This is a genomic window from Arcicella aurantiaca (assembly GCF_003148625.1).
GTDB classification, from domain to species: domain Bacteria; phylum Bacteroidota; class Bacteroidia; order Cytophagales; family Spirosomataceae; genus Arcicella; species Arcicella aurantiaca.
The window spans coordinates 55320-81689 of the sequence record NZ_QGGO01000012.1 but is presented as its reverse complement, the minus strand read 5'-3'; the positions used below and the strand labels follow the sequence as shown (position 1 = coordinate 81689).

The window sequence follows — 26370 nt, the reverse complement described above, 5'->3', positions numbered from 1 at the left end:
TGATGTTGGGTTTTAAAAACTTCGTACATCAAACATCGAAATACAAGCATCAAATTTATCAGTGTTTCATTGAATAACTTTCCGTTTTCTTCTCAATTTCACCGATTATCGTCAATTTCACCAAATCAATTCTGGCATCAATCATTTCCATAATTTGGAAATTAAATGGATGCTCGATAATAGTTTCGTTCAATTCTGGAATGTCCTCATTAATACTAATAATCATACCTCCCAAGGTATCATAATCGCCCTCTGGAAGATTCCATTCGTATTTTTCGTTCAAATAATCAATTTCCAAACGTCCAGAAAGTAAATACGTTTTGTCTTCCAAACGCTTTTCTGTTAGTTCGTCGTTATCATCAAATTCGTCCTCAATATCTCCAAAAATTTGCTCCATTACGTCTTCCATACTCACCAAACCTGCCGTACTCCCAAACTCATCTACTACCAAAGCCAACGATTTATGTTCTTTCGAGAATTTGAAAAGTAAATCTTTCGCTGGCATAGCTTCTGGTACAATCGGAATTGGCGTCAAAATCCCTTGAATTTCCTTTGGTTTTTTGAACATCGACAACGAATGGCAATATCCTAAAACGTCTTCCATCGTTTCTTTATAAACCAAAACTCTCGAATGTCCACTTTCTACAAAAGTTTTCTTCAGCTCGTCCATGCCACCCTCAATATCAACTGCTACAATATCCGTTCTCGGAATCATACAGTCACGCACCCGAACTTGCTTAAATTCAAGAGCATTATTGAAGATTTTGGTATCAACTTCAGTTTCTTCTTCGGTAGAAGTTTTACGGTTAAGATTTTGTAAATAATTGTTCAAATCTGTCAAGCCAAAAGCAGGTCTTTCTTCAGAATATTCCAAACGTAACACATTATTAATAAACCATTTAGACAAACCAACAATCGCCCAAACGAGCGGATACATCAACGTATAAATGATTAAAATTGGAATGGCTAAAACTTCTAAAAATCCATCTGGATTCAAAAGAAAAATACTTTTTGGGGTAAATTCAGAAGTCATCAAAATCAGAATTGTACCCACTAAAGAAGCGAGTAAACCCGCCGCCAAACCACTAATTGGCAAATAATGTTCGATTTCATGATGCAAATATCCCTCCATGAAAATACCGTAAGCCACCAGCGACAAAGTATTACCGATAAGCATTGTCCCGATAAATTTTGAAGGGTTTTTAAGGTATCTTGAAATAATTTGACCCGTAATTACTCCTTGCTTAGCTTGAAGTTCAAAGTACAATTTATTAGCAGAAACAAAAGCCATTTCAACACCCGAAAAGAATGCTGAGGCAATGATTGATATTATAATTCCTAATGCTTGTTGGGAGTCCATATATGAATTAGCGAGGTTTTAGGCTAAATGATATTTATATTCTTGTTCACACCCTAAAAATTGTTCTATGTGAAAAACTTCATCACAATCATCAAACATAATAATTTGGTCGTCAACAATGTTCATTTTTTTTCGTTGAACCGAAGAAAGTTGTTGAATAGAAGGGAACTGACACAATGGAGCAATAATAATTCGCCCATCTTGCAAGTAAATGGCAATCTTGTCTTTGAAAGAAAAACTTACTTTTTCAATCACAGGCTGTATTCCTTGAAATCCCTCTAAATTTTTCATTTTAGTTCAAATTAATAATTTCTACTTTTTCTCCTTGAGCAAAACGACTGATTTGTTCTAAGATTTCGTTGATATTTTCTTCTATCAATTGTTGAAATACTTTTAGTTCTTTTTTTGTCAAAGAACCCTCCTCAAAAATCTCTAAAGTATCTAACCAAATTTTTGCCGACCTACTTCGTTCACTTCGAGAATTAACGATATGAAGATGAAGCCTTTCGGTCAAATCATAAGCATAGAAGAAAAAAACAAGGTTTTTAAACAACAATATTTTAGGCATATAGAAAACTTTATATGTTCAAATATACAAAAAACCTATTTCTTTCCTTTTAAAAAAGCATCTCTTTCAGCTTTTTTATCATCTTTCACTTTTTCGACAGGCTTATTTTTTGCTTCATCTTCCTCTTTTTTCAAGCGGATTTGCTTAGAATATTGAAAATAAAACAAACATCCTGCCGCAAACATTAGCCATGAATAATGATAAAATATTTTATTCCAAAAGGTAGGTTCAAGCCCCGCAGGAAGCCCTGCACGCAAGTCTAACACCCAAATAATCAAAAAGCCAACTGCGGCAAAAAGGAGAAGTATTTCTTTTTTTGACATGATATTTATTTGATATTTCAAAAGACGCTTTAATAAGTTGTGATTAGGTATCGGTATCTATTTAATTTGTGAATTAGTAAGTTCTAACACTAATCCCCAACCCCTAAATCCTAACACCTATTGAATAATAATCATTTTGTGAGTTGATAAGTTTTCCCAACCCTAAAAATTTTCTACAAATTTACATCTTAATCTAATGATAACGTCTTTATGCAAAGCAATCCTTGAAAATCTATCAATAAACTTGCAAAAGCCTTATATTTGTAGTGAAAAAAAAATGTTATGAAGCAACTTCTTTTACATAAATATCGCTTTTATACCTTCACTTTTGCAGGGTTATTTCTTTGGATGTTATTTTTTGACATCAATGATTTTTTTACGCAAATCAAAATGTACAGAGAATTAGGGCGTTTGGAAGATGAAAAAAAATATTATACCGAAAAGATTAAAGAAGTAGAAAAAGAAAGAATAGAAGTGATGGGTAATAAAAAATTAGTCGAAAAATTTGCCCGTGAAAAATATTTAATGAAAAAACCAAAGGAAGAAATCTTCGTGATTGTTGATGAAGAAAATCAACCTATTGAGAAATAGGGATTAGAATTTAGGATAAAATTGAAAACACCAATTCTCAAACCCTAATCCCCAACCCCTAAATAAAATGCTTAAAATATTATTTGTTTGTACTGGAAATATCTGTCGCTCGCCCATTGCTGAAGAAACGTTTAGAAGGGCAGTCAAAGCGAGAAATTTACAAAGAGAAATTCAGTGCGACTCCGCCGCTACTCACGCTTATCATATCGGAGAATTGCCCGACCACCGCACACGCACAAATGCTCTTGAACACGAACTTACGCTTACTCATAAATGTAGGAAATTGAACGGCGAAGACTTTTCAGTTTTTGATTATGTAGTCGGGATGGACAATTACAATATGGAAAATATCCAATCAATCAGTAATCGTTCATTGGGCATGACCCAACCTCAAGAAAATTGTTTTTTATACAGAAGATTTGACTCAGCAATACAAAGTAAATCAACAAAAACACCCGAAGTACCAGACCCATATTACGGACAATCATCTGATTTTGAAGAAGTTTACCAAATAGTAAGTCGTTGTGCAGAAGGATTTTTGGATTATTTGGTAGAGAAGCATGGATTGGTTTAGGGGTTGGGATTTAGTCGGTTAGTTACAAGTTAATATTCAAAAAAATGGCTTACAAAAATTTTACCTTAGAGAGATTAAAAAAAGATTTCGGAATCATCAATCGAAGCCAATCTTTATTTGATTTCATTGAGCCAATCGAAGCCAGCAATTGGTTAAAAGAAACCCTTGAAACCTCTCAGCTATTACCTAAACGTAGCGAAAAAGCTCGTTCAGAATGGTTTGTTGCACCGATATTAATGGAAATCAAAAAAAGAAATATTGATTTTTTAACTATTCATTCGGGCGATAATCTTAATGCTGATGCTAAAGTTGGGCTGAATGGTGAATGTGATTTTATTATTGGACGAAATACCCATTCTTTCACGATTGATGCTCCTCTTTTTGCTGTTGTAGAAGCTAAAAAACAAGATTTTGATTTAGGAATTTCTCAATGTGCCGCTCAAATGTTAGGAGCAAGAATCTTTAACGAAAAAGAAGGGAATCCAATTGAGGTTGTTTATGGAGCAGTTACAACCGCAGATGATTGGCTATTTTTGAAATTAGAAAATAATATTTTAATTATTGACAACGAATTATATCCGTACAAAAATCTCTCAACCGTTTTGGGGATTTTACAAAAAATTGTGGATTTGTATCAATAAAAGCCAAAATGAATAAAATCCTCCTCATAATTCTAACCCTTTTTGCTTTCCAAATTAAAGCACAAACGTACCAAGAAAGCATTGCTCAACATCGTGAAACTTATAAAAATGAGTTTTTGGAAAATGCAGAAGGTCCTGTAAAAAAGGAAGACTTTTCGTATTTTGATTTTTATGAACCAGATACTCTCTTTCGTGTAAAATGTAAATTTAAAATCGAGAAAAAACCTTCTACCTTCAAAATTCCAACGGTTGATGGCAAGCAAAAAGAATATTTCAAATATGGTGTTTTGTCATTTGAGATTAAAGGGAAAAAGTTGATATTGAACGTCTATCGGAGTTTGTCTTTAATGAGTAATCCAAAATACAGAAATTATCTTTTCATTCCTTTTAAAGACTTTACGAGTGGAAAAGAAACTTATGGTGGCGGGCGTTATTTAGACTTACAAACAACGGATATTCAAGGAGACTCCGTAATTTTAGATTTTAATAAAGCCTATAATCCCTATTGTGCGTTCAGTAGCGGATACAGTTGCCCGATTCCGCCCAAAGAAAATCACTTAAAAGCGAACATCGAAGCAGGCGAAAAGAATTTCAAAAAAGCACATTAGGTATATTTAGTGAATTGTGAGTTAGTGATTTGTGAATTATTTAAAAGAGTAATTTTCTTTTGCGTAGAACAAAAATCACTAATTCACTCAATCACAATTAAAAAAGCGTATTCCAAAAAATAATAATATCGTGAGCAAAAAAGTAATTTTAGTCATTTTAGACGGTTGGGGAATTGCCGAGAAAGGTTATGAAGACCGTTCTGCCATTATTGCAGCCAAAACTCCTTTTTATGATTCGTTAATTGCGAATTATCCTAACAGCACACTCGTAACTTTTGGTCCAGAAGTGGGCTTGCCAGAAGGACAGTTCGGAAACTCAGAAGTGGGACACATGAACTTAGGAGCTGGACGTACTGTAAAACAAAGTTTGGTACGTTTGAATGATGCCATTGAGCAAGATACGCTTCGTCATGAACCCGTTTTTGTTGAAGCTATCAAATATGCAAAAGAAAATAATAAACCTGTACATTTAATTGGCTTAGTGTCTGACGGAGGTGTTCATGCACACATCAATCACGTAAAAGCTCTTTGTAATGTATTCAAAGACAATGATTTAGAAAACGTTTTCATCCATGCTTTTACAGATGGACGTGACTGTGACCCTAAATCGGGCGTTGGTTTTATTGGTGATTTACAGAGTTTCTTGAAAACTTCTGTGGGTAAAATTGCCAGCGTAACGGGGCGTTATTATGCAATGGACAGAGATAACCGTTGGGAACGTATCGAAGAGGCTTACGACGTAATGGTGAAAGGCGAAGGCGTTCCTGTTTGTGATGAAGGAATTGTTGCTTTAATGCAAGAATCTTACGCTGCGGGTATCACCGACGAATTTATCAAACCGATTGTTGTTACTAAAAACAATGAACCTATCGCAACCATTAAAGATGGAGATGTAGTGCTTTGTTTTAACTACCGTACCGACCGTCCGCAAGAAATCACGAAAGCACTTACGCAAGAAGATTTCCCAGAAAATGGCATGAAAACATTGGACATTAAGTATTATACAATGACCAATTACAATAAATCGTTCAAGAATGTAAACGTAATTTTTGATGATAGCAACTTGCCTTCAACTTTAGGAGAAGTGATTGCGAATGCAGGTAAAACACAAATCAGAATTGCAGAAACCGAAAAATTCCCTCACGTAACATTCTTCTTTTCGGGTGGACGTAACGAATTATTCGAAGGAGAAAGCCGTCTGTTATCAAATTCTCCAAAAGTAGCCACTTACGATTTACAACCAGAAATGTCCGTTTATGATGTTCGTGATTCGTTAGTTCCTGCTCTGAAAAAAGGAGAAGCTGATTTCGTTTGTTTGAACTTTGCCAACCCAGACATGGTGGGTCATACGGGAGACTTTAAGGCAGTAGTTGCAGCTTGTGAAGCCGTTGATGAATCATTAGGAGAAGTAGTAACCGCTGCCATCGGAAGTGATTATTCTGTAATTGTATTAGCCGACCACGGAAATGCTGATTATATGATTAATGATGATGGTTCACCAAATACACAACACAGTTTAAATCTTGTGCCGTGTATTTTGATTGACAAAGATAAAAAAGCTGTTAGAAGTGGTAAATTAGGAGATATTGCTCCTACCGTTTTAGAATTAATGGGTATCGAAAAACCTGCCATTATGACTGGTTTGAGTTTGGTATAGATTTTAACAAAAATGCCTTTGTTTGTTATACAGAGGCATTTTTCATTATATACCTTTAGAACAATTATAAGTATTTTTTACTATTTATTGTGTTCTTTATTTATTATATCCAATACTTCCTTTGAAAAAATAGAATCTGAAAATATTTTTTGAGCATGGTCAAATTGTTCATTAAAAAGGTTTTTCTCTTTAACTTTATTAAGTTTAGTCTCATAAACGCTTCTTATGGACATTTTGTTTGACTTCGTATTTAGTGTTGCCGTTTTCATGATACTAAAATAACTATCTTTTGCGGATTATCAAAAAAGCATCATAATTTTTTCCCTTTTCAAATAATTCAAATTGAGAATCAAATCGTCCTGCAACGTATGCAACTTCAGTAATTTCGTCCCAATAGCGTTCTATTTTCTTTTGGTAAAGATATGTTCTACTGATAGAACTTCCCGTAAGAAATAGATTAGCTTGGGGATATTTTTTCCAAAAATAAAAAGTAGTATCCACAACTGTAGCTAAAACTTTTTCCATATCCCCATTATTACTCGGCATTTTATCACTAAAATCATCTGTTCCAGCAATTCTATCTCCAAAAGCTAAATTATAAACTTCTAATTCTGGAGGTAATCCCACTTTTATTATTATTGAAGATGGAAATTGTTGATAATATACTATTTTCTCAATAGTTGTTTTTCCAATACTATCAAAAAAGTATTTTAGTCCATCATTGGTAGTTTCTAACTGATATTTTTCTATTTTCATGTAGCTTTTCAATTATCTCAAAGATAATGAGTTAAATTTATAACTTCCAAAAGCAAATTTGATAAAATAGACAATTCTATTTAAGGACAAAATACGATTAAAATAAAAAAAGCTGTTTGCTTCCTTCATCCACATTTAACAATTCCGTAACATTGAGGTAGCTAACTTTGTAATGTAATGATAAACTTCAATATGGCAAACGCTTTACCTACCCCCAAAATTCTATTAGTTGATGACGACCCAGACATCATTGAATTATTGGAATACAACCTTAACAAGGAAGGTTTCGAGACCGCTTCGGCAAATGATGGTATCCAAGCTTTAGAGGTTGCAAAGGATTTCAAACCAGATTTAATACTGTTAGATGTAATGATGCCTCGTCAAGATGGCATCGAGACGGCTCGTCAGATAAGACAAATCCTTGAATTTAAAGATACGTATATTTTATTCCTTACAGCTCGTGCAGAAGAATATACAGAAGTCGCTGCATTTGACGTAGGTGCTGATGATTACATCGTTAAACCCATCAAACCACGTGCTTTAGTGAGTAGAATTAAGGCAATTCTTCGTAGAGATACACAACAGGTTGAAAGCGATTCATTAATTGAAATAGGACTTTTAACAATCAATCGTACCAATTATAGCGTTCTCAATAATGGTAATCCATTAGTGATGCCCAAGAAAGAATTTGAACTATTGTACTTCTTGGCAAAACACCCAAATAAGGTCTTTAATCGTGACGAATTATTAGAGAAAGTTTGGGGTGTAGATGTCTATGTTGTAGAAAGAACGGTTGATGTACATATCCGTAAACTGCGTGAAAAAATCCCAGAACAATACATCAAAACGTTAAAAGGCGTAGGCTATATGTTTTCTATTGAAGAATAAATTTAATAACTTGCATAGTCGCTGTACATTCCTTACTTGATTATGCTACAAAAAGTTATTAAAACTTTACTCTTAATACTATTTATTTCCCTTAGTTGTCACGCCCAAAAAAACCGTCAATTAAGTAATCCGCCTAAACATGAATTTCGGGCGGTGTGGATTGCTACCGTTGAAAATATTGACTGGCCCAAGCGTGGCGAACATGACTCTGACCAACAAAAACTCGATTTTATTCGTATTTTAAACGAACACAAACGCTCTAACCTGAACGCAGTAATGGTTCAAGTTAGAGATGCTTGTGATTCGTATTATGCCCGTAGTGTTGAACCTTGGTCTGAGTTTTTGACAGGACAACAAGGCAAATTTCCCAATCCTTTTTACGACCCTCTCAGTTTTATGGTTACGGAAGCCCACGACCGTAATTTAGAATTTCACGCTTGGTTAAATCTAAATCGTGCTACTTTCAGACGGGCAACCAGCGTCACTCCTGACCATATCAGTAACCGAAAACCAGAATGGATGCTGACTTATGACGGTCAAAAATTACTCAATTTTGGTATTCCAGAAGTAAGAGAATACATCACCAACGTAGTTCTCGATATTGTAAAACATTACGATATTGACGGTATTCATTTTGATGATTATTTTTATCCGTACCAAGTGCCGGGGCAAACGCTAAAAGATGAAGCTACTTTTAGAAAATATAGTAACGGTTTTACTAATATTGAAGATTGGAGAAGAAATAATACAGATATTTTGATTTCTCAAATCAGTGATGCTATCAAGAAAACGAAACCACACGTTAAATTTGGGATTAGTCCGTTTGGCGTTTGGAAAAATTATAGCTCAAATACGCCCGAAGGCTCACGCACACAAGCAGGACAAACTTCTTTTGGACATTTATACGCTGATACTCGTAAATGGTTATCGCAAGGTTGGATAGATTATATTGCTCCTCAGATTTATTTTGACCGTTATCATGCCAAAGTTCCTTATAAAGAATTATCAAAATGGTGGATGGAAAATGCTTTTGGAAAACACCTATACATTGGTCATGGCGTTTATAAAATAAAAGCAGGTTGGAGTTTAACAGAAGCTCCTGCCCAGATTCGGCTCGACCGCCAATACCCACAAATTGATGGTGGTTTATTCTTCAGCTCAAAATCTTTAACCGAAAATTATGGTGGTTTTCAAGATTCATTAAGAACAGATTTTTACAGAAAGCCTGCCATCATTCCTGCTATGCCGTGGAAAGATAATATCCCGCCAACAGCCCCAAAGAAAGTCTTTTTGACACGGAATGAAATTGGCAACCCGATATTAACTTGGCAGCCTGGTGAAACTGCAAGTGATGGAAATGAAAATACCTACTTTGCAGTTTATCGTTTTGAAAGAGCTGAAACGCCTGACTTTCAAAGAGTTGATAAAATGCTTTATGTTGGCAGACAAAATACATTCACAGATTCTACCGCCGAAAAAGCTCGTGGTTATGTGTACCACGTTACTTCATTCGACCGTCTGCATAATGAATCAAATACTTCTGCAAAAGCTACGATTGAATACGGAGAAAAATAGTTTAGAAAAACATTTGTCTGGCAGGTACATTCCAACGAATTCCCAAAGAAGAAACGGTATTGGTATAATCTAATTTATCAACTGAGCTATCGTATTTTCTATTCATATAATGCCCTTCGATAAATAAATTATGCTTGATTTGGAACGAAGCTCTAAAATCAAGAATTGTGGTAACTGTACTTCTACCTTGCCCTGTGTAATTTCCGTAGAGGTCATCGTAAAGCACTTTCCTACTTCTGGTATCGTAATCTTTTAAAATATCACCTCCCCAGTTTTCAGTTGTGGTACGGTCTTCCCCAAATTTTGCATAAATAACTCTACCAGTTAACTGTAATTTTTTAATCGGTTGCCAACGAATTATGTGCGACCATTCTTCAAAATTTGCTCCCAATGGGTGAGCCAAACTCTGATTATAATGAGAATAATTGGCGTCATCGTAATGGCTATAAGTGTATGGACGAGCCACATTTACTTCGGCTTGGTAGTCTAAATTATCAATTCCAAAAACATTGATATATTTCACACCTGCCTGTACAGCATATTTATTTGCCCAAAAACCAGTGCCTTTAAAAAACTGTTTAGAGTTAAATTCATCCAACATAAATTGACCGTATAATGAAAATCTCTTCGCAAAATTCCACTTAAAATCAATTCCTAAAAAAGCATTATCAGCACTTCCTTGAAAACTTTCGACAAAACGGTAAAAAATGACAGGATTCAAATAATTCAAATCAAAGCCACTTCCTGTGGTACTATCTCTTTGAAAAATAACACTCTCTGAAAAGCCAATATTGAGTTTTTTCGAGATATTGATACTCAAATGGTGCATCGTCATATACTTTCTCGGAAAAATCTGGTCATTGGGTTTAAAACCTGTGTAAACCAATTGAGAGAATATATTTTGATACTGAAATCTTCCAATATTTGTGTTTAACTTTAGGAACAAATACGGAGCAGCATTATCAGAAAGAATTAAAGAACGAAAACCATTCCCGACAATATTCTTATCATGTCCAAATTGAAGTTGGATATTTTTAGTAGCTTGGAAAGTAATATAAGCACGTGCTGAAAAGAAATCGGTACTGAGTGGGTCTTGACGAAACTCTTTGGTGAGTCCTTCACCGGGCATACCGGGAAGTCTGCCTGCCACACGTTGTTCGTTTTGGTTATATTTATCCACAAATTCTTTAACATAATCAGGAATTAGAGAAATATTATCTGTCAGAAAAGTATAAAAACTAACTTTTCGATTTATCATTCCTCTAATTTCAACACCACGAGTATTGAGGGTTGTAGAAGTTGCATTTTTGCCTTCGATTGTCCCAACTTCAAAATTGACTACTGGATTAATATGAATATCAAAAACGTCGTTAGAACTGGAATAAGCATCACTTTTTTTAGTGTAAAAAACATTCCAGATTGGCTTACGACTTTTACCGGCTGAATCGGATTTCGCCCATTCCCAACTATCATTTTCCAAATATTCGAGATTGAACTTATCTTGCGGTGATAAATAGATTGAGGTGTCTTTCCATACGCTATCAACTAAAGCTACGATACTTTTGCGTGTAAATGGCTTAACAGTTGTATGAAAACCTTCAGAAAATTTTCCTCGTTTGATTTCGTAACGGTCAATAAGATGGTAATAGTCCTGATTTAAAGGGGCAAATGAGCTTTGAGCGTTTGAATCATAACACACTGATATACAAACAAATAAAATAAGTAAGAGTAATTTTTTCAACATAATTTTAAATTGTTAGGGCTTAGCTTCCCTGCGATAAATACCTTCGCAAGATAAGAATTATTTAAGTATCCTAACCCCAAAACCATGCCATTCGGTAAATATTTTACAGTTATTTTAGCCACAGCTATCAAATTTTTTAATGGTCCAATTGCAGGAATTTTTCTGGGACTAACATGGCAAGAGACAGCTATATGTTCTATTATCGGTATGATGTCGATGGTAACAATAATGTCTTTTTTAGGAAGAGAAATTCAGAAATTGATGGCAAAATATAGAAAAACAGAGCCAAAATTATTTTCAAAGAGAAGTCGTTTTGCCGTGAAAATATGGCAAAAATTGGGAATTTGGGGAATTGCCTGCTTTACGCCGTTATTTTTCACTCCAATTGGTGGAACGTTATTGGCACTTTCATTTAAAGTGCCAATTCCTAAAATTTTGTTTTCAATGTTAGTTTTTGCCTTGTTTTGGGGTGTTATAATGACTTTTTTGATTTTTCAAATGTCTGAATTGAAGCATTTTTTCATCTGATTATAATTTCAGTTTTTTTAAATTGTATCAGATGGAACGCCTTATCATTCCTTTGGGATGTCAAAGTTTTGAGATGGGCGTTTCATGTAAAATGCTTTACTTTTTCATATAATCCCCTCTTGAAAATGATTTTTCAATCATACAATAGAGCAAAATAAATAAGTAACGGCTTCCCATTTCTTTAATCTTTAAGTTAGATTTTCCGTACTTTCTATTCTGCCAGCTATTAGGTACAACAGTATAAGAATAACCACGGACAAAGGCTTTCAAAGGTAATTCTACTGTGAGATTAAAGTGTGCCGACATGAAAGGTTTAACACCTTCAATGGTTTCTCGTTTGTATAATTTGAAAGCGTTTGTGGTATCGTTGGTTTTAATTCCTGTGAGCATTTTTATCACAAAATTAGAAACACGATTGATTAATAATTTCACTTTGGGATAATCATAAACGGCACCACCTTTAATAAAACGGCTACCAAAAACGGCATCAACGTCTTGCTCAATCATGGTGTTATAATATTTCACTAAATCGTCTGGAGAATCTGACATATCTGCCATCATTACTGCCACACAATCACCCGAGAAACGCTCTAAACCATATCTGATTGCATATCCAAAACCGTTAGGTCCTTTATTGGTGAAATAAACCAAAGTAGGAATTTCTTTCTGTAAATCTTGTAAAACTTGCTCTGTACGGTCTTTTGAATTATCATTGGTCACACAGATTTCGTGGTCAATATTATGTTTTACTAACGTTTCGTACAATGAACGTAAAGTTTCTGGAAGAGATTCTTCTTCGTTATAGGCAGGAATTACTACGCTTAATTTCATGTTTAATTATTGATAAAGAAACGAAAATACTTATGATAAAAGGAGAAAAAAATCTCAAAGTTATATGCTAAATTGCTAAATACTCATAAACTCACTTCCTCCTAAACTCATAAACTCCTTCACGCTTCTTCTATTTTTTCGATAAAGTCTGAATATTCTTTTGCTGGAATAAAGTGTTTTTGTGTTCGGTAATTCAATACGGTAAAAATAAGGAACAGCGAACTCAAAAGGGCTTGTAAAATAATGATTATCGAAGCAGTAACTAAAGTTGTTGCCCAACCTGGCGAAGCATTTGCAGGAGATAAAAGTTTCACGATAACAACGCCTACTGCTCCTAAACCTGCCATCAATGTCATCCATAAAGACCCAATCAGGATTCTTACCGCAACAGTGTCAAGATGAACCGAAACCGCACTTAAACCATGAAGAACCAAAGAAACAAAGTTCATTTTTGATTTACCCGCTAAGCGTGTTCCTCTTTCAATGGGAATGGACGAATAAGGTAATTTTGAGCGAATAATTCCTCCCGGAAAATGATTCCAAATCTCAGAAACATAGGCTAACTTTTGTGCTTGTCGGAATGGTAAAATACTAAAATTGCCAAATTCAATGACTTTGCCTGTCAATAATCCAAAAAGAAATTTATAAACAGAGTAGCCAATTCTAAACACTAAACCTTCGCTACGTTTGGCACGTTGAGCAAAAATAATTTTATTGGGTTCTTTCAAAGAAGCTTCGTAAAGACGTTGAATATCAGCGGGTTTATCTTCCCCGTCAGAATCCATAACGATAACCTTCTCAAAATCAGACTCTTGCGTTAAATAAGAAAGTCCTAATGCAATAGCTTTTTGATGGCTAACATTACGCCAAAGCCTGATAATGGATAAATTATAGGAAGAAAATTGAGTTATGTCACAATCTACGGAAGAGCAATCGTCCACAATTACGAACGATAACTTAGAAAACAATTCGACTGAGACGCTCTTTTTTATTTCTTGAAGTAATAAATCGAGAGCTTCCCAGTCGTTATAAAGAGGTATGATTATTTTTATCATTTTAATTTAGGTATTAGGGATTGGGTATTAGGTGTTAGTAACCGATTAAATCTAAAACCTAACAACTAATTCCTAAAACCTACATATTACCAAACATTCTCAACATCTTTTGCTACATACAAATGGTTGCGTTCTTCGTAAACAGTACCATTTTTCTGAGCTTTCAATTTTAATGAATCTTTACGAGTCAATTTGAATAAAAACGCTACTGGCGTAAGAAACACAAAAAAGATGATTGACAATAAAACGTAAGAGTTGAAAGTACCTAAATAATGGGCAATTTTTCCCCAAACCCAAGCAACTTTTTCGCTCAAGAAATCTGAAAAAACACCAATTAATCCAATGACTAAAGAAGCAATCAACAGGTTATTTGCCCAAGTTTTTTCTCTAAATACAAAATATAATACCAACATACCTACCGTAATGACAAGCATGGTTTCAAGATTTTTTTCTCGTTTCATGTTTTTAATTAGTGATTTAGAGAATGAGTGATTTGTGAATTATTAATAACAAATCACTCATTCTCTAAATCACAATTAACTTAAAATAATGTATAAATAAATGGAGCAATGGCTGAACCTCCGCCAATTACGATAAGTACACCGATTAATAACAATACGATGATTACAGGTAAGAGCCACCATTTTTTACGCTCTTTCAAAAAACTAAAAAGGTCAGTTAAAAAGTCCATAATATTAAATTTTAAAATGTTTTAAAGGCTTTACAAAGTTCAATAGTATTCACGAAGTAAGATTTTAGAATTTCTTAATACTTAATACCTGATACTTTATACTTCCATCAGTTTATATCTTTTACTAATTGTTTAATTAAAACTTCGTTTGCCAATGCCGTTGGATGTTCATCAAACGGAATAGCATATTTGGCATCAAGTGGATTGAATAGTTTTGAATAATCTAAAACTTTCACGCCTTTTTGCTTTAACAAATTGATTATCAAAAAACTATCCACCGAAGTCGGGTAAATGATTACATAAAAATTATCATTCCCAAATTGTTCTTTAAATAATTTTGCTGATTGAGCCATCACTTCAGCAGTCAATTCATAATCTTCGTCTGTAATCTTGAAAGGATAACCAATTTTGAATAATTTTAGAATATTACTTTTCAATAATTTCTCAAAAATCAAGCTTCTAATCTTGCGACTATCTTTGAATAATCCGTCGTGCTTCAATTCGCTTCCAACTTTATGAAAATAAGGAGCATTTCCTCCGTTATAACTAAAGTTTGTCATTGTACCTAAAACACGGTTTACATGGTCATTGATGTAAATATAAAACCCAACTCCTGCTTTCTCTTTGACAATGTTTTTCAATTGATTTGTCTCTAAACGTGCCAACATTTGGTGAGGTCCATAACCACTATAAGCCAAATTGTAAGGGCGATAAGTACTATCAAATTTTGCAAAATAATATGGAAGCGTCTCATTACTTTGCACACCTTCACCAAAAGTCATGGAACAACCAAAAAACTGAGCGTATTTCATTCGTGGTTTGGTGGTATCAATTGGCGTAACTCTCAGACTATTATGGTCTGTTGCATACGTGATGCTATAAATAACTTTGCCATCTTTAGTTCTTGTTCCTGTATGAACAGTATCAGGATTTGGTTTATAGCCCAAAACATTATCCCAAGTCATTGAATGCGTTGGACCTTCAATTTTTGGAGCAAGGTCAGCTTGTTTTTTCAAGACAATTCCACAAATCCATTCTAATAAAAGAACAGTTAAGAAAATCATCAAACCCGACATGACGACGTTTTGTAACCAACCTATTTTTTGTTTGAAAGCATACCAAAAACAATACGCTAAAAAAGCATAAGTCAAGTATTTTGCCACAGGAGCAAAATTAATTCCTGCTACAATACCATTACCATCACCTCTCAACAAATCAAGCAATAGCAATCCTGACGAACCCAAGACGCTCAATAGTAATAACAAAAAGATGATTTTTAATGTATTCATTAGTCTAACTTAAATTCGTCTTTCCAGTCGTCTTTTTCAGCCCATTCTGGTTGATTTCTCTTATCAAAAATAAAATTACCTACTACCAAATAGTCCATTTCTGTACGCATAAGGCATTTATAAGCATCTTCTGGCGTACATACGATAGGCTCGCCACGCACGTTGAAGCTGGTATTTACCACCAAACCATAACCCGTTTGTTGTTTAAACTGGTCAATCAAAGTCCAATATCTTGGGTTGGTTTCTTTGTGAACCGTTTGAATACGAGCAGAGAAGTCAATGTGCGTAATTGACGGTAAGTCTGAACGTAGATAATACAATTTCTCCATCAAAGGCAAAGAACGGTAATTATCTGGCAATTGCTTACGACGCTTTTCTTGAACGCCATGCACCAAAAGCATATATGGCGAAGTACCTTCCAATTCAAAATATTCAGCGGCATCTTCTGCCAAAACCGAAGGAGCAAACGGACGGAAACCTTCACGATATTTAATCTTGAGGTTTAGTTTTTTCTGCATTTCTTCGTTTCGAGCATCTCCCAAAATACTACGTCCGCCCAAAGCACGAGGTCCAAACTCCATTCTACCTTGAAACCAACCAACTACATTACCATCTGCCAAAGCAGTAGCAGTTTTAGCGGCTAATTCTTCAAAATTTTCGTAGTATGTATAAACGGCATTGTATTTTTTTGCCATCAAACGGGTATCAACATCCGAATATTCTGGTCCTAAATAAGAACCTTTCATTTCGTCTAAAGCTCCTGCCGTAAGTTTGCGTTCTTGTCCGAAATAAATATATTCTCCTACTAATGCCGCTCCCAAAGCTCCACCTGCATCACCTGCGGCTGGTTGGATATAGACATTTTTGAAGATTTTGGCATTTTGTAATTTTCCGTTAGCAACACAGTTCAAGGCAACACCACCTGCTAAACAAAGGTTGTCTGAACCTGTTAATCTTTTGGCTTCTTTAGCCATCAAAATAACGATTTCTTCCGTCACAATTTGAGCAGCTAAAGCAAAATCACAGTGTTCTGGTTGAAGGTTAGTTTCTGATTCACGACGAGCAAAACCAAACAGTTTTTCCCATTCTTTATCTTTCACCATGCGTAGTCCTGTGGCATAATCAAAGTATTTTTGATTTAACCAAATTGAACCATCGGGATGAATATCAATCAGTTTTGTACGGATAATATCTGCATAACGAAGTGTTCTTTCAGAATTTGGGTCGCCATACGGAGCAAGTCCCATCAATTTATATTCACCTGAATTTACTTTGAATCCTGCAAAATAAGTAATAGCAGAATACAACAAACCCAATGAATGAGGAAATTGTAATTCTTTCAGAATGGTCATGTCTTTTCCTTTTCCATGACAAATAGAAGCCGTAGCCCATTCACCAACACCGTCGATAGTTAAAACGGCAGCATCTTCAAAAGGAGAAGGATAAAATGCACTGGCAGCGTGCGAAAGGTGGTGTTCTGGAAAAAGTAGTTTTACTTTTTTCTTATCGAATTGACCAATCTTGAAAAGTTCGTCGTACAACATTCTCTTCAAGAACATTTTTTCTTTTAACCAAACTGGAATAGACGTTAAAAATGAACGAAGACCACTTGGAGAAAAGGCGTAATAAGTTTCTAACAAACGTTCAAATTTCAAAAGAGGTTTGTCGTAGAAAACAATCGCATCTAATTTATCCAAAGACAATCCAGATTCCATCAAACAGTACTCAACTGCTTTTGTCGGGAATGCGGGGTCGTGCTTGATACGGGTGAAGCGTTCTTCTTGAGCAGCGGCGATAATTTCTCCATTCTGAGTAATAGTAGCAGCCGAATCGTGATAAAATGCTGATATTCCTAATATGTTCATGAAATAGTTTTCTGGGTATTTGAATTACAAAAGTACGACTGATTGAGAGAAATGCCAATTATGAAGAGTGAAGTAGATTATAAAATTATTAAAAGGCTGTTTGTAGGTTATTATCCTACATGATTTCTGATATTGTAGGTTCTTATCCTACATGATTTTTGATATAATATTGAAAGACGCAAGAAAATACTAAAAAGGTTGCATCCTTTTATAGAAGCAATTTTACTTTCTTCGCTAAATCCTTAGAATATAACTCTGCTCCTTTTTTGTTTAGATGTTGAGAGTTGTAAAAATATTGGCGATTATAGCAAAGTGAATCCTTAGAATAATCAAAGAAATGACATTGGTATTTTTTAGCTGATTCGATACATAAATTAATTAATTCAGTTTTGTTTTTATAATAAGGTTGAACTTCAAAATATTCTGGAGCATATACCAAAAATACTTTGATTTTTTCACGTTGACAAAAGGCTAAAAACTCATTAAATTGATGTTTTACTTCTTTGTTAAAAGTATATTTTGCTCCTTTGGGAAAGCGTTTTTTGAATCGTTCAAAATCTTGAGTCCAAGCATAGTCATTGCCTCTATAACCTTTATAGTTTCTTGTAGAGTCATATAAATTCGTAAAATCGAAAAACGTAAAAATGCCTTCAAAAGCTAAGTTTTGTAGGTTTCTATATTTCAACAAGGGAATATTTCTTTGATAAACGTCAAATTCGCCTTTATGCCCACGAATTGTTTTTTGTAAAACAGTATCTTGAATATATGGCAAAAACTGCTGATAATCAGCCACATCTGCACGTTTTGAAAAACCATAAACATCTACATTTAGGATAACATATTTAGGTTTTCGATTATGCTGTAAATACATTTTGAAACGTGCATTTTGCATATCAAAATGCCAAGCGGAAAGTCCTAAATTGTAAGAATTTAGAGAAAGAGTAGCGTCTATAATTTGGGGAGAAATATGAAATGCCGCCCGTGAAGAACCCATAATGAGTAAATCGGCATTAATCTTGGAAGAATACAAATCATTCCATGAGGCAAAATAATCGTTTCGTGACTTCCGAAGTCCAGCATCAACCATATACGACAAGGCGTAGAGACTTATTACCAGTAAGAAACAAAGCACAAAAACTTTCTTGAGAAACTGAATTATCATTGTGCAATTTTACCGTTAATCTTAAAATCTTTTTTATCACCAAACACCACTTTTTGAAATCCATCAATCTGATAATCAGATAATTGCTCATTAATCAATGATAATTTCAAATGCTTTTCTGATTGATATAAATAATTTTCATTACTCATTAAAGTTTCAATTTGGGTTGTCCTCCCTCCTACTTTACTGATTGTCAAATATTTAATTGGCAATTTTTCCGTTTCTTTCAAAACGTACTTTATTCCATTCGCTGAACTATCTATGTTATAACTGCTGATAAATGCGGGTTTATTCAAATCTGCTTGGGTGAATAGTTCTAATTCTTTCGTCCAATCAACCGATTTAATTTGCTGACTTTCAGATTTTTCAGCCATTGAAATAGTCTTTTGAATCATCGGCTTTCTCTTTTCCAAAACTTTAATTTGTTGTTCGATTAATCCTTTCAAATCAAAATATTTCTTTGTTTGTTCTCCCTGATTTTCAGCTCCGCAAGAGGTCAAAAACACACTCAATATCAATAAATAAGTTAATTTTCTCATATCATTTCTTAAAATTCCTGTAAAATTAAAGACAAATTCGGTGGTTTTGTTGAAAGTCTTTCATAAAGACAAAACTATGGATATGAAAAAAGGGTTTCAACAGACTGTCAAAACCCTTCAAGTAAGATTTGCTTACAAACCGTTAATTTCTTTTTCTGAAAGTCCTGTGTATCTCATTATTTTATCTAATGGCTCCCCATCTTTCTTCATTTCTTTGGCAATATTATACTTTTCCTTTTTTCTCCCATCATTCTCAGCACTTTGTATTGCGGTATTGATAACCTCTCGAATTTCAATATAACTCATCAAACTCTCTTGATATTGTTCAAATTGCGGAGCGGTCATTGCTGCAATTTCTGCCTCATGAAATGCTTTCTCAAAAATTGGTTCTTTCAGAATTAGAGGAATATCATTGAATGAATCTAAATTTTTCAAAAAATAAATCCACTTGTCAAAATGCGTTTTCAGCTCATTTTCGCCCTTATTGAACAAAGGCATTTGTATAAACTTGAAGTGTAACTTATCGTAAAATATTTCCCCGTCTTGGTCTTTTAAAGCTACCGAACGCAAGAACTTTTGCTTTTCGGCTTCTTCATCATAAAGAAAATCCAAAATGGCAATCATATAAACTGGAGTCAATCTAAAATCCCATGCTTCACCCCGTTTCGCTTGTTCTCTAATCGGGAAAGTGGTATAAAAAAGAGAACGGTCTTTAAAGTAATTCACTTTAGCTTTTTGCATTTCTACAATGAATCTTTCTCCATTTTGGGCATGACAATGAATATCAAAAACAGCTTTACGCTCAAATGCAAATTCCGAAGAATTCTCATTATTACGAAAAGTTAAGGTTTCAATCTGATGATGAGTTGGTAACAACTGATTTAAAAAGTCTATCAATAAATCCTTATTACCTTCTTCCCCGAACAGTTTTTTAAAACCAAAATCCGTATATGGATTAATGTATTTCGACATGATTTTGCAATATATTTTTGAATTGATAGACAAAGATAATTGTTTATCAATAATTCTATATTATCCAGATACCCCAACTATTTTACAAACTCAATAATTCTTTAAAACGAATTGCTTGACGACGAGAGATTTCAATTTTATCGCCACTTTCACGCAAGGTTACTTGTAAACCTCCTGAAAACCAAGGCTCTATCTTTTGGATATATTTCAAATTGATAATATGCTTACGGTTGGCACGGAAGAAAATTTTAGGGTCTAAACGGTCTTCCAAAGCATTTAAAGATTTGAGAACCAAAGGCTTTTGGTCGTCAAAATAAAGACGTACATAATTTCCCATTGATTCAAAAAGGCGAACATTTCCTAAACGCACAAACCAACATTTTTCACCGTCTTTTACAAAAACTTGGTCGTTTTCAGAAAGTACCGTTGTGTTGTCTTTTACCGTTTCGGTCAATTGTTTTTGACGGTCAAATTCCTCCTCAACTTTCTGAACGGCTTCGCTAAGTCGGTGTAATTCAATGGGTTTCAAAAGATAATCCAAAGCATTAAACTCAAAAGCTTTGATGGCATATTCATCGTAGGCAGTCGTAAAAATAACTTCTGGAACGTATCCTTCAAGGTCTGTCAACAAGTCGAAACCCGTTTTCCCCGGCATCTGAATATCCAAAAACAAAAGGTCTGGATGCAATTGGTCAATCAACTCAACGGCTTCCTCAGCATTGGCAGCTTCACCAACGATATTAATTTTAGGGAAATTTTCAAGCAAGCGTTTCAGTTCATTTCTTGCCAAACGTTCATCATCTACGATTAGAGCTTTCATATTATTCAGTTATCAGTTTTAAGAATGTTGCTAATCCAAATTGTAAATCTGGACGAGCGTGGATATTATCACCCCACTTTCACCAAATTAGTAATCTTCGTCAAAGGATTAGCTTTTTCTGATTCTATCTGTGGAATTGGAATGGTGATTTCAGCCGTTACCACTTCTTTGGCAGATTGAAATATTTTGAATTTTGACTCTGGTCCAAACAATAATTCCAAGCGGTGGGCGGTATTTTGCAAGCCAAATCCTTCCGATTCTGTACTTTCCAAAACGCCTGTGTTACTAATAGTCATCAACAAAACTTTATCAATTACCTGTGCTTCCAAACTCACAAAACCACCTTTTACGGGTTTAGAAACGCCATGTTTGATAGCGTTTTCTACCAAAGTCTGTAATAACATTGGCGGAACTTGCACCGTCAAAGATTCGGGGTAAATATTCTTCCGAACTTGCAAACGTTCTTCATAACGGATTTTTTCCAAAGCTAAATAATCTTCTACCGTTCTTAATTCTTCCGAAAGTGAAACCGTTTTTCTTCTATCCGCCAAAAGCGAACTTCTCAAAATATTTGATAATTGTGTTACAGCTTTTTGAGCTTTATCGGGGTCTTCCAAAATCAAGGCTCGAATTGAATTTAGGGCATTAAACATAAAATGCGGATTCATTTGAGCTCTCAAAACCTTCGATTCTGTTTCTTTTACCGATGATTCTAAACGAATTTTATCAACTTCAACTTCTGATTTTCGTTCAAAATAATGCGAAGCGTAATAAAAAAGCGTCCAAATCATGAGAGGTTTTGCCCAACTAAAAATGTACTGCAAAATGAAGAAAAATGACCACAGATTAGCTTCTTCGTGTTCTTTCAATAAATATGAGTCGAGTGGAATATTGACTAAAGCCATGAAAATCGACATTGAGCCAACTGCCAATAAAATACGGGGCATCACCATTTCAATGGGAAGTTCAACCCAACCGTATTTTTTTATAACTTTTCTGAAATTATTGGTCATTACAATCGCAATGACGACGTTCAAATCGGCAGCAACAAACCAGTCAAGCGACCACCCATAATTATTGGCATATATCAAGGCTTCATTGGCGAGCCAAGCCGACCAGCCAAAGATTTGCAGCGTCCAATATAGTTTTGTTCTTGACATGAATTTTTAATAAAGTTTTACCTTTAGACAACAACAATTTAGCGTAATCGTGTCGAAAACGTTGAAAAAATTGAGTAAACGGAAAGTAATGTGGATAAACGGAAGATTTTGAAAGGTCAATTATTCTGAGATTCCTTCCAAGTGCGAAACATCACAGGCTAATTCAACACTAAATTTTGATGTTTTATAATCGTAAATCAATTTGTATAAACACAAGTTAGCATGGTCAAAAGTATCCATTTCGTGTAGAGGACGTTCTAATAAGTGTGTCAAAAGAATACGAATGGCACGCCCGTGCATGGCAACCAAAATTAATTGTTCTTCTGGACGGCTCAAAATTAACTCAAAAACAGGTTTCTGACGAGCCACCACGTCTTCTGGACTTTCACCGCCTTCAGAGGGCATATCAGTTTTGCCTTCAATCCAACTATCAATTAGAATTTTGTAATATTCGTTATCACGACTATTGGGAATTTTGCCTTCACGCACGCCCCAACTAATCTCATTTAAGCCTTCGTGTTGTTCCCAAGCATGACCTCTTTCAAGAAATTTCTTTACCGATTGGTGCGTTCTTTGCAAAACAGAGGTATAAACTTTATCAAAATTAAGATGCTGATAAGCCTGAAAAAACGCTTCTGCTTGAGCTTGCCCCAACGCATTAAGAGAAGAATCTACGCCACTTCCTTGAACAACTCCCTGACGGTTGAAATCAGTTTCTCCGTGACGAATTAAATAAATGGTCTTGGTATGATGAATTGGTGATTGGTCGTTAGACATTGATTCGTAAGGTTAAATTTGAGCGAAGTGCGATTTGAGAAAAGTAAATCTACTAACAATACTTTGAGAGGAAATTTACTTCTTGCAACCACTGCCTTCTAATATTACTTCTGTGGTTACTAATTTTCACGCAAAAGTACAGGTTTTCAGCCAAATGCGAACACTTATTTGAAGATTGATGGTAAACTAAGATAGATTGATAATATTTTTGCTAAATGTTAGCGGAATTTAACGAAAAAATATTCTGCCACTTCAGTTATTGAGTTACTTAAAACAACAGATTAAAATGATAAATACCTCCGTTTCATTGGAAATGCTTAATAAAATGAGCGAAAATAATATGGTTGGACTGCTTGGCATAGAATTTACCGAACTAAATCCTGAATATATTTGTGCAAAAATGCCTGTCGATAACCGAACCAAACAACCAATGGGACTTCTGCACGGTGGAGCGTCGGTGGTTTTAGCAGAATCAGTTGGAAGTATTGCTTCCTATTTATCAATTGACCCCGAAAAACAAGCAGCAGTAGGCGTGGAAATCAATGCCAATCACTTAAAATCTGCTCGTGATGGATACGTTTATGCCAAATGTACGCCTTTGAAAGTGGGTAGAACCATGCACATTTGGGACATAAAAATTACTAACGAAACAGGCGATTTAGTTTGTGTTAGCCGATTGACTACGGCAATTATTGAGAAGCGTTAAAAAAACAAAAATCAGTAAATTTGATATAGATAAGATTTTCACAAAACTTGTTTTACGAAATCAGCAACGTAGTCAGCGTTTTGAACGCTGACTACGTTAACTTTATCTTAAACTCCGTAATCCCAGCAACAAACTTCATTTCCCAAACAATATTTCCTGCCTAACTTTGTTCTAAGAAAAACAACCAATTATGAATCAATTACAATTTTGGGCGAATTGGCAAAAGCCTACCCGTATTCTTTATCTTTTCTCGTTATCTATTCTTGTTATTTCACTGATAATTTTCGGAATAGCCTATTTCAGAGGTTTAGAAAATGTTATCCATTGGGACGTACTCAGTGAATTAAACGATTTGCCCGTTGTGCTTGACCAATTTAAAGTTTCGCCCGACGAAACGCTTACCATTCCTGCCAAAGCAATCACCGTTACAGAGCAATTTGTGGCTTCGTCGATGGCAATTAATACCGTTGGAAATTATATATTTTTAGGGCTTTTCGTGATTGGTTTTTTGTTAATCCTTTCGGCATTATCAGCTGTAAATCGTTTTTGGTACTTGATTTTCATGGGTTCAGTTATTTTGCTGATTGTGACCTTCAATTTTGGATTAATTTTCAACCTTGCCAATAATTATCTCAACGTTGGACTCATCGTTTTGTATGTAGGCTCAAGCTATTTTTTCCACGCTTTTCGCCCAGATATTGACATTCTAAAACGCTTTGGAACGTTTATTTTCATCACCGTTTTATTGGGAATTGGCATCTATAAATTTTCATCAGTAAGCCATCCTTTTTTACTGCTCGCCAGCTACCGAACTGCGGGTGCAATGTTGTTAAGTATTGGATTTACATTCTTGATTTCGTATGAAATTGTTAACGTTTTTTTATTCATCTCAACTTCTACCAAAAGCGACCAGCCACTTAATAACTTTTTGATTATCAGCATTATCTACTTAGCAAATGTATTATTAACATTCCTAAACAACAACAAGATTATCGACTGGAATATGATTTATTTGAGTCCATTCTTGCTATTAATCATTTCAAGTATTTTGGGAATTTGGGGCTTCCGAAGTCGTAGAAATTTGAGTGCTTCAATCATGGATTTTGAAGAATCTGGAGCATTTATTTACGTAGGATTAGCCATCATTACACTTGCCACTTGCGGACTTTCTTTTGCCACCGCCAACGACCCCATGACCGAAGCTTTGGAAGATGCCATTACCTATTCTCATTTGGCAATGGGCATTATGTTTTTAGGCTATGTTCTTGTCAATTTTTCGGGATTATTTAAGCAAAACTTGGAGGTTCATAAAGTGGTTTTTAAACCTTTGAAGTTCCCCGTTTGGATGTTTCAAATTTTAGCCGTTATCGTCATTGCTTCGTTATTAGTTTTAAAAGATTTTTTCCCTGTAAAACAAGCTTCCGCTGCATTTTATAACGGTCTTGGCGATTATTACACCACCGAAAAAGACTATAAATTTGCCGAAGTTGAATACAAATTAGCCTTAGCTTATGAACATCGCAATCATAAAACCAATTACGCTTTAGCATCACTTTCTCTCACGCAGGGCGACAATGAAACGGCGGGCGTTTATTTCCGTCAGGCTTTGGCGAAAAATCCTTCTGCCTACTCGTATGAAGCACTAAGTCGCTCATTATTTGATGCAAAAAGTTTCTTTGATGCTATTTTTACTTTGAAAGAAGGCTTGCAAAAATTCCCAAAATCGGGCGAATTACAGAACAATTTAGCCTATCTCTACAACAAATCTAACTTGCCCGATTCTACCGTAATTTATTATGAAATGGCGGTAAAAAATGCTAAAAAATCAGAAGTGCCAGCCAGCAATTTATTGGCATTTTGGGCAACCAATGGCAAAAATAGCACCGCCAAAGACATATTAAGTAAAACCGAAAATATTGCGTACAATTCGTTTCAAGGCAATAAATTAGCCTTAAAATTAGTTGCACAATCTACTGAAAATACGGAAACAGAAGTACCTCCACTAAGTAAAGGAAATGTGTCAGATTTTGCGTGGATTTACAATTATGCTTTGGCTCAAAAATCACAAGGTGATACCCTTTCACTTCGCAAACTTGCCGAAGAAGAAGGCAACGAAGAATATGCCGAAGACCTTTCATTTGCCAATATGATTCAAGATTATTACAAAGGCGATAAATTATTGGCATTTCAGAATTTGCAAATGTGGTCAAATGCTGATTCAACCGATAAAAAAGGGAAATATTTTGGACTTCTGTTAAATACATTTTTGAAAAAAGAAGCTCTTTCCAATACAAAAACACCTGATTTTAAGTCGATTAAAGAAGCAGAGCAAGTTTTAAAGCAGTTTCCATTGCATGAGACTGTTGTTGAAAAAGCGGTTAATCTTTACAACCAAAATAAACAACCAGAAAAAGCCTACGACGTAGTGATGCGAGCGATTTCTTGGCGAAAAGATTCTCCGAAATTATACGAAATCTATATCACGCAAGCCCAAAATATTGGCATGAAAGAATATGCCAATGACGGTTTGGCAATTCTTCAAAAACTATCTCCAACCGATTATCAGCGTTTTCTGCCAACCTATCAAGCCAAACAACAATCCATCGAAAAGGCAAGTGCTGGTTTTCAGTAAATTACTAAGTTTGTTTTGTAGAATGGGTTTTAATATTGGCTCATCTCAACAAACTTGA

29 protein-coding genes are annotated in these 26370 nt (G+C 34.8%); 10 read left to right on the top strand and 19 right to left on the bottom strand.

Features of this window, described 5'->3' with window-relative positions; all coding sequences use genetic code 11:
- Positions 1-58: 58 nt before the first annotated feature.
- The 4 genes from LV89_RS12645 to LV89_RS12630 are packed head-to-tail and all read right to left on the bottom strand — an operon-like array spanning position 59 to position 2251.
- Positions 59-1360, bottom strand: coding sequence for a hemolysin family protein (locus LV89_RS12645; RefSeq protein ID WP_109743265.1), 1302 nt, complete (start codon positions 1358-1360; stop codon positions 59-61).
- 18 nt (positions 1361-1378) lie between these two features.
- Positions 1379-1651 (bottom strand): hypothetical protein, encoded by a 273-nt coding sequence (locus tag LV89_RS12640; RefSeq protein ID WP_109743264.1) that lies wholly within the window; start codon positions 1649-1651, stop codon positions 1379-1381.
- Position 1652: 1 nt separating this feature from the next.
- The gene (locus LV89_RS12635) at positions 1653-1928 is read right to left on the bottom strand and encodes a DUF4160 domain-containing protein (protein WP_109743263.1); all 276 of its coding nucleotides are present in this window, start codon (positions 1926-1928) and stop codon (positions 1653-1655) included.
- Between the two features lie 35 nt (positions 1929-1963).
- Positions 1964-2251: a hypothetical protein gene (locus LV89_RS12630; protein WP_109743262.1), complete on the bottom strand. Its 288-nt coding sequence runs from the start codon at positions 2249-2251 to the stop codon at positions 1964-1966.
- Between the two features lie 282 nt (positions 2252-2533).
- On the opposite strand from LV89_RS12630, the gene LV89_RS12625 reads away from it, so the two are divergent.
- The 5 genes from LV89_RS12625 to gpmI all read left to right on the top strand — a co-directional run bounded on the left by LV89_RS12625 (position 2534) and on the right by gpmI (position 6322).
- On the top strand, positions 2534-2842 hold the full coding sequence (locus LV89_RS12625) for an FtsB family cell division protein (RefSeq protein ID WP_109743261.1): 309 nt from the start codon (positions 2534-2536) through the stop codon (positions 2840-2842).
- 67 nt (positions 2843-2909) lie between these two features.
- On the top strand, positions 2910-3416 hold the full coding sequence (locus LV89_RS12620; RefSeq protein WP_109743260.1) for a low molecular weight protein-tyrosine-phosphatase: 507 nt from the start codon (positions 2910-2912) through the stop codon (positions 3414-3416).
- A 44-nt stretch (positions 3417-3460) separates the two neighbouring features.
- Positions 3461-4057, top strand: a complete 597-nt coding sequence (locus LV89_RS12615) for a hypothetical protein (RefSeq protein WP_109743259.1) — start codon at positions 3461-3463, stop codon at positions 4055-4057.
- An 8-nt stretch (positions 4058-4065) separates the two neighbouring features.
- Entirely contained in the window at positions 4066-4665 is a 600-nt protein-coding gene (locus tag LV89_RS12610; RefSeq protein ID WP_109743258.1) for a DUF1684 domain-containing protein, read from the top strand.
- Between the two features lie 130 nt (positions 4666-4795).
- On the top strand, positions 4796-6322 hold the full coding sequence (gene gpmI, locus LV89_RS12605; protein WP_109743257.1) for a 2,3-bisphosphoglycerate-independent phosphoglycerate mutase: 1527 nt from the start codon (positions 4796-4798) through the stop codon (positions 6320-6322).
- Positions 6323-6402: 80 nt separating this feature from the next.
- On the opposite strand, the gene LV89_RS12600 is transcribed toward gpmI, so the two are convergent.
- Positions 6403-6591: a hypothetical protein gene (locus LV89_RS12600; RefSeq protein WP_109743256.1), complete on the bottom strand. Its 189-nt coding sequence runs from the start codon at positions 6589-6591 to the stop codon at positions 6403-6405.
- Between the two features lie 13 nt (positions 6592-6604).
- Positions 6605-7078 carry a DUF6934 family protein gene (locus tag LV89_RS12595; protein WP_109743255.1) on the bottom strand — a complete coding sequence of 158 codons (474 nt, stop codon included), beginning with the start codon at positions 7076-7078 and terminating at the stop codon, positions 6605-6607.
- 177 nt (positions 7079-7255) lie between these two features.
- On the opposite strand from LV89_RS12595, the gene LV89_RS12590 reads away from it, so the two are divergent.
- Both LV89_RS12590 and LV89_RS12585 read left to right on the top strand, forming a co-directional pair.
- A complete protein-coding gene (locus tag LV89_RS12590) occupies positions 7256-7966 on the top strand; it encodes a response regulator transcription factor (protein ID WP_229201510.1) in 711 nt (236 codons plus the stop codon).
- 42 nt (positions 7967-8008) lie between these two features.
- Positions 8009-9541, top strand: a complete 1533-nt coding sequence (locus tag LV89_RS12585; RefSeq protein ID WP_109743253.1) for a glycoside hydrolase family 10-like protein — start codon at positions 8009-8011, stop codon at positions 9539-9541.
- Position 9542: 1 nt separating this feature from the next.
- Here the strand turns inward: LV89_RS12585 and LV89_RS12580 are convergent, their stop codons facing one another.
- Positions 9543-11285, bottom strand: a complete 1743-nt coding sequence (locus LV89_RS12580) for a capsule assembly Wzi family protein (protein WP_229201509.1) — start codon at positions 11283-11285, stop codon at positions 9543-9545.
- An 84-nt stretch (positions 11286-11369) separates the two neighbouring features.
- Between LV89_RS12580 and LV89_RS12575 the strand changes: the two genes are divergently transcribed.
- Positions 11370-11813, top strand: coding sequence for a hypothetical protein (locus LV89_RS12575; RefSeq protein ID WP_109743252.1), 444 nt, complete (start codon positions 11370-11372; stop codon positions 11811-11813).
- Positions 11814-11909: 96 nt separating this feature from the next.
- Here the strand turns inward: LV89_RS12575 and LV89_RS12570 are convergent, their stop codons facing one another.
- The 12 genes from LV89_RS12570 to LV89_RS12520 form a co-directional block, all read right to left on the bottom strand.
- Positions 11910-12644, bottom strand: a complete 735-nt coding sequence (locus LV89_RS12570) for a glycosyltransferase family 2 protein (RefSeq protein ID WP_109743251.1) — start codon at positions 12642-12644, stop codon at positions 11910-11912.
- Positions 12645-12763: 119 nt separating this feature from the next.
- On the bottom strand, positions 12764-13699 hold the full coding sequence (locus LV89_RS12565) for a glycosyltransferase (RefSeq protein WP_109743250.1): 936 nt from the start codon (positions 13697-13699) through the stop codon (positions 12764-12766).
- A gap of 86 nt (positions 13700-13785) precedes the next feature.
- Positions 13786-14160: an SxtJ family membrane protein gene (locus tag LV89_RS12560; RefSeq protein ID WP_109743249.1), complete on the bottom strand. Its 375-nt coding sequence runs from the start codon at positions 14158-14160 to the stop codon at positions 13786-13788.
- Positions 14161-14240: 80 nt separating this feature from the next.
- Entirely contained in the window at positions 14241-14390 is a 150-nt protein-coding gene (locus LV89_RS25505; protein ID WP_170117758.1) for a DUF5989 family protein, read from the bottom strand.
- A gap of 107 nt (positions 14391-14497) precedes the next feature.
- Positions 14498-15679: a hypothetical protein gene (locus LV89_RS12555; protein WP_109743248.1), complete on the bottom strand. Its 1182-nt coding sequence runs from the start codon at positions 15677-15679 to the stop codon at positions 14498-14500.
- Positions 15679-17544: a carbamoyltransferase family protein gene (locus LV89_RS12550; RefSeq protein ID WP_109743247.1), complete on the bottom strand. Its 1866-nt coding sequence runs from the start codon at positions 17542-17544 to the stop codon at positions 15679-15681. Before LV89_RS12550 ends, LV89_RS12555 begins: the two co-directional genes overlap by 1 nt.
- 208 nt (positions 17545-17752) lie before the next feature.
- Positions 17753-18706 (bottom strand): hypothetical protein, encoded by a 954-nt coding sequence (locus LV89_RS12545; RefSeq protein WP_146199154.1) that lies wholly within the window; start codon positions 18704-18706, stop codon positions 17753-17755.
- The gene (locus LV89_RS12540) at positions 18703-19245 is read right to left on the bottom strand and encodes a hypothetical protein (RefSeq protein WP_109743245.1); all 543 of its coding nucleotides are present in this window, start codon (positions 19243-19245) and stop codon (positions 18703-18705) included. Before LV89_RS12540 ends, LV89_RS12545 begins: the two co-directional genes overlap by 4 nt.
- A gap of 132 nt (positions 19246-19377) precedes the next feature.
- On the bottom strand, positions 19378-20217 hold the full coding sequence (locus LV89_RS12535; protein ID WP_211321201.1) for an Rpn family recombination-promoting nuclease/putative transposase: 840 nt from the start codon (positions 20215-20217) through the stop codon (positions 19378-19380).
- An 82-nt stretch (positions 20218-20299) separates the two neighbouring features.
- A complete protein-coding gene (locus tag LV89_RS12530; protein WP_109743244.1) occupies positions 20300-21037 on the bottom strand; it encodes a LytR/AlgR family response regulator transcription factor in 738 nt (245 codons plus the stop codon).
- A gap of 68 nt (positions 21038-21105) precedes the next feature.
- Positions 21106-22197 carry a sensor histidine kinase gene (locus tag LV89_RS12525; protein ID WP_109743243.1) on the bottom strand — a complete coding sequence of 364 codons (1092 nt, stop codon included), beginning with the start codon at positions 22195-22197 and terminating at the stop codon, positions 21106-21108.
- Between the two features lie 120 nt (positions 22198-22317).
- The gene (locus LV89_RS12520; RefSeq protein ID WP_109743242.1) at positions 22318-22974 is read right to left on the bottom strand and encodes a histidine phosphatase family protein; all 657 of its coding nucleotides are present in this window, start codon (positions 22972-22974) and stop codon (positions 22318-22320) included.
- Positions 22975-23260: 286 nt separating this feature from the next.
- On the opposite strand from LV89_RS12520, the gene LV89_RS12515 reads away from it, so the two are divergent.
- Together LV89_RS12515 and LV89_RS12510 are read left to right on the top strand one after the other, a co-directional pair.
- Positions 23261-23680, top strand: a complete 420-nt coding sequence (locus LV89_RS12515; RefSeq protein WP_109743241.1) for a hotdog fold thioesterase — start codon at positions 23261-23263, stop codon at positions 23678-23680.
- Between the two features lie 190 nt (positions 23681-23870).
- Complete coding sequence (locus LV89_RS12510; RefSeq protein WP_109743240.1) at positions 23871-26312, top strand: tetratricopeptide repeat protein; 2442 nt, start codon at positions 23871-23873, stop codon at positions 26310-26312.
- The last annotated feature ends 58 nt before the right edge of the window (positions 26313-26370 follow it).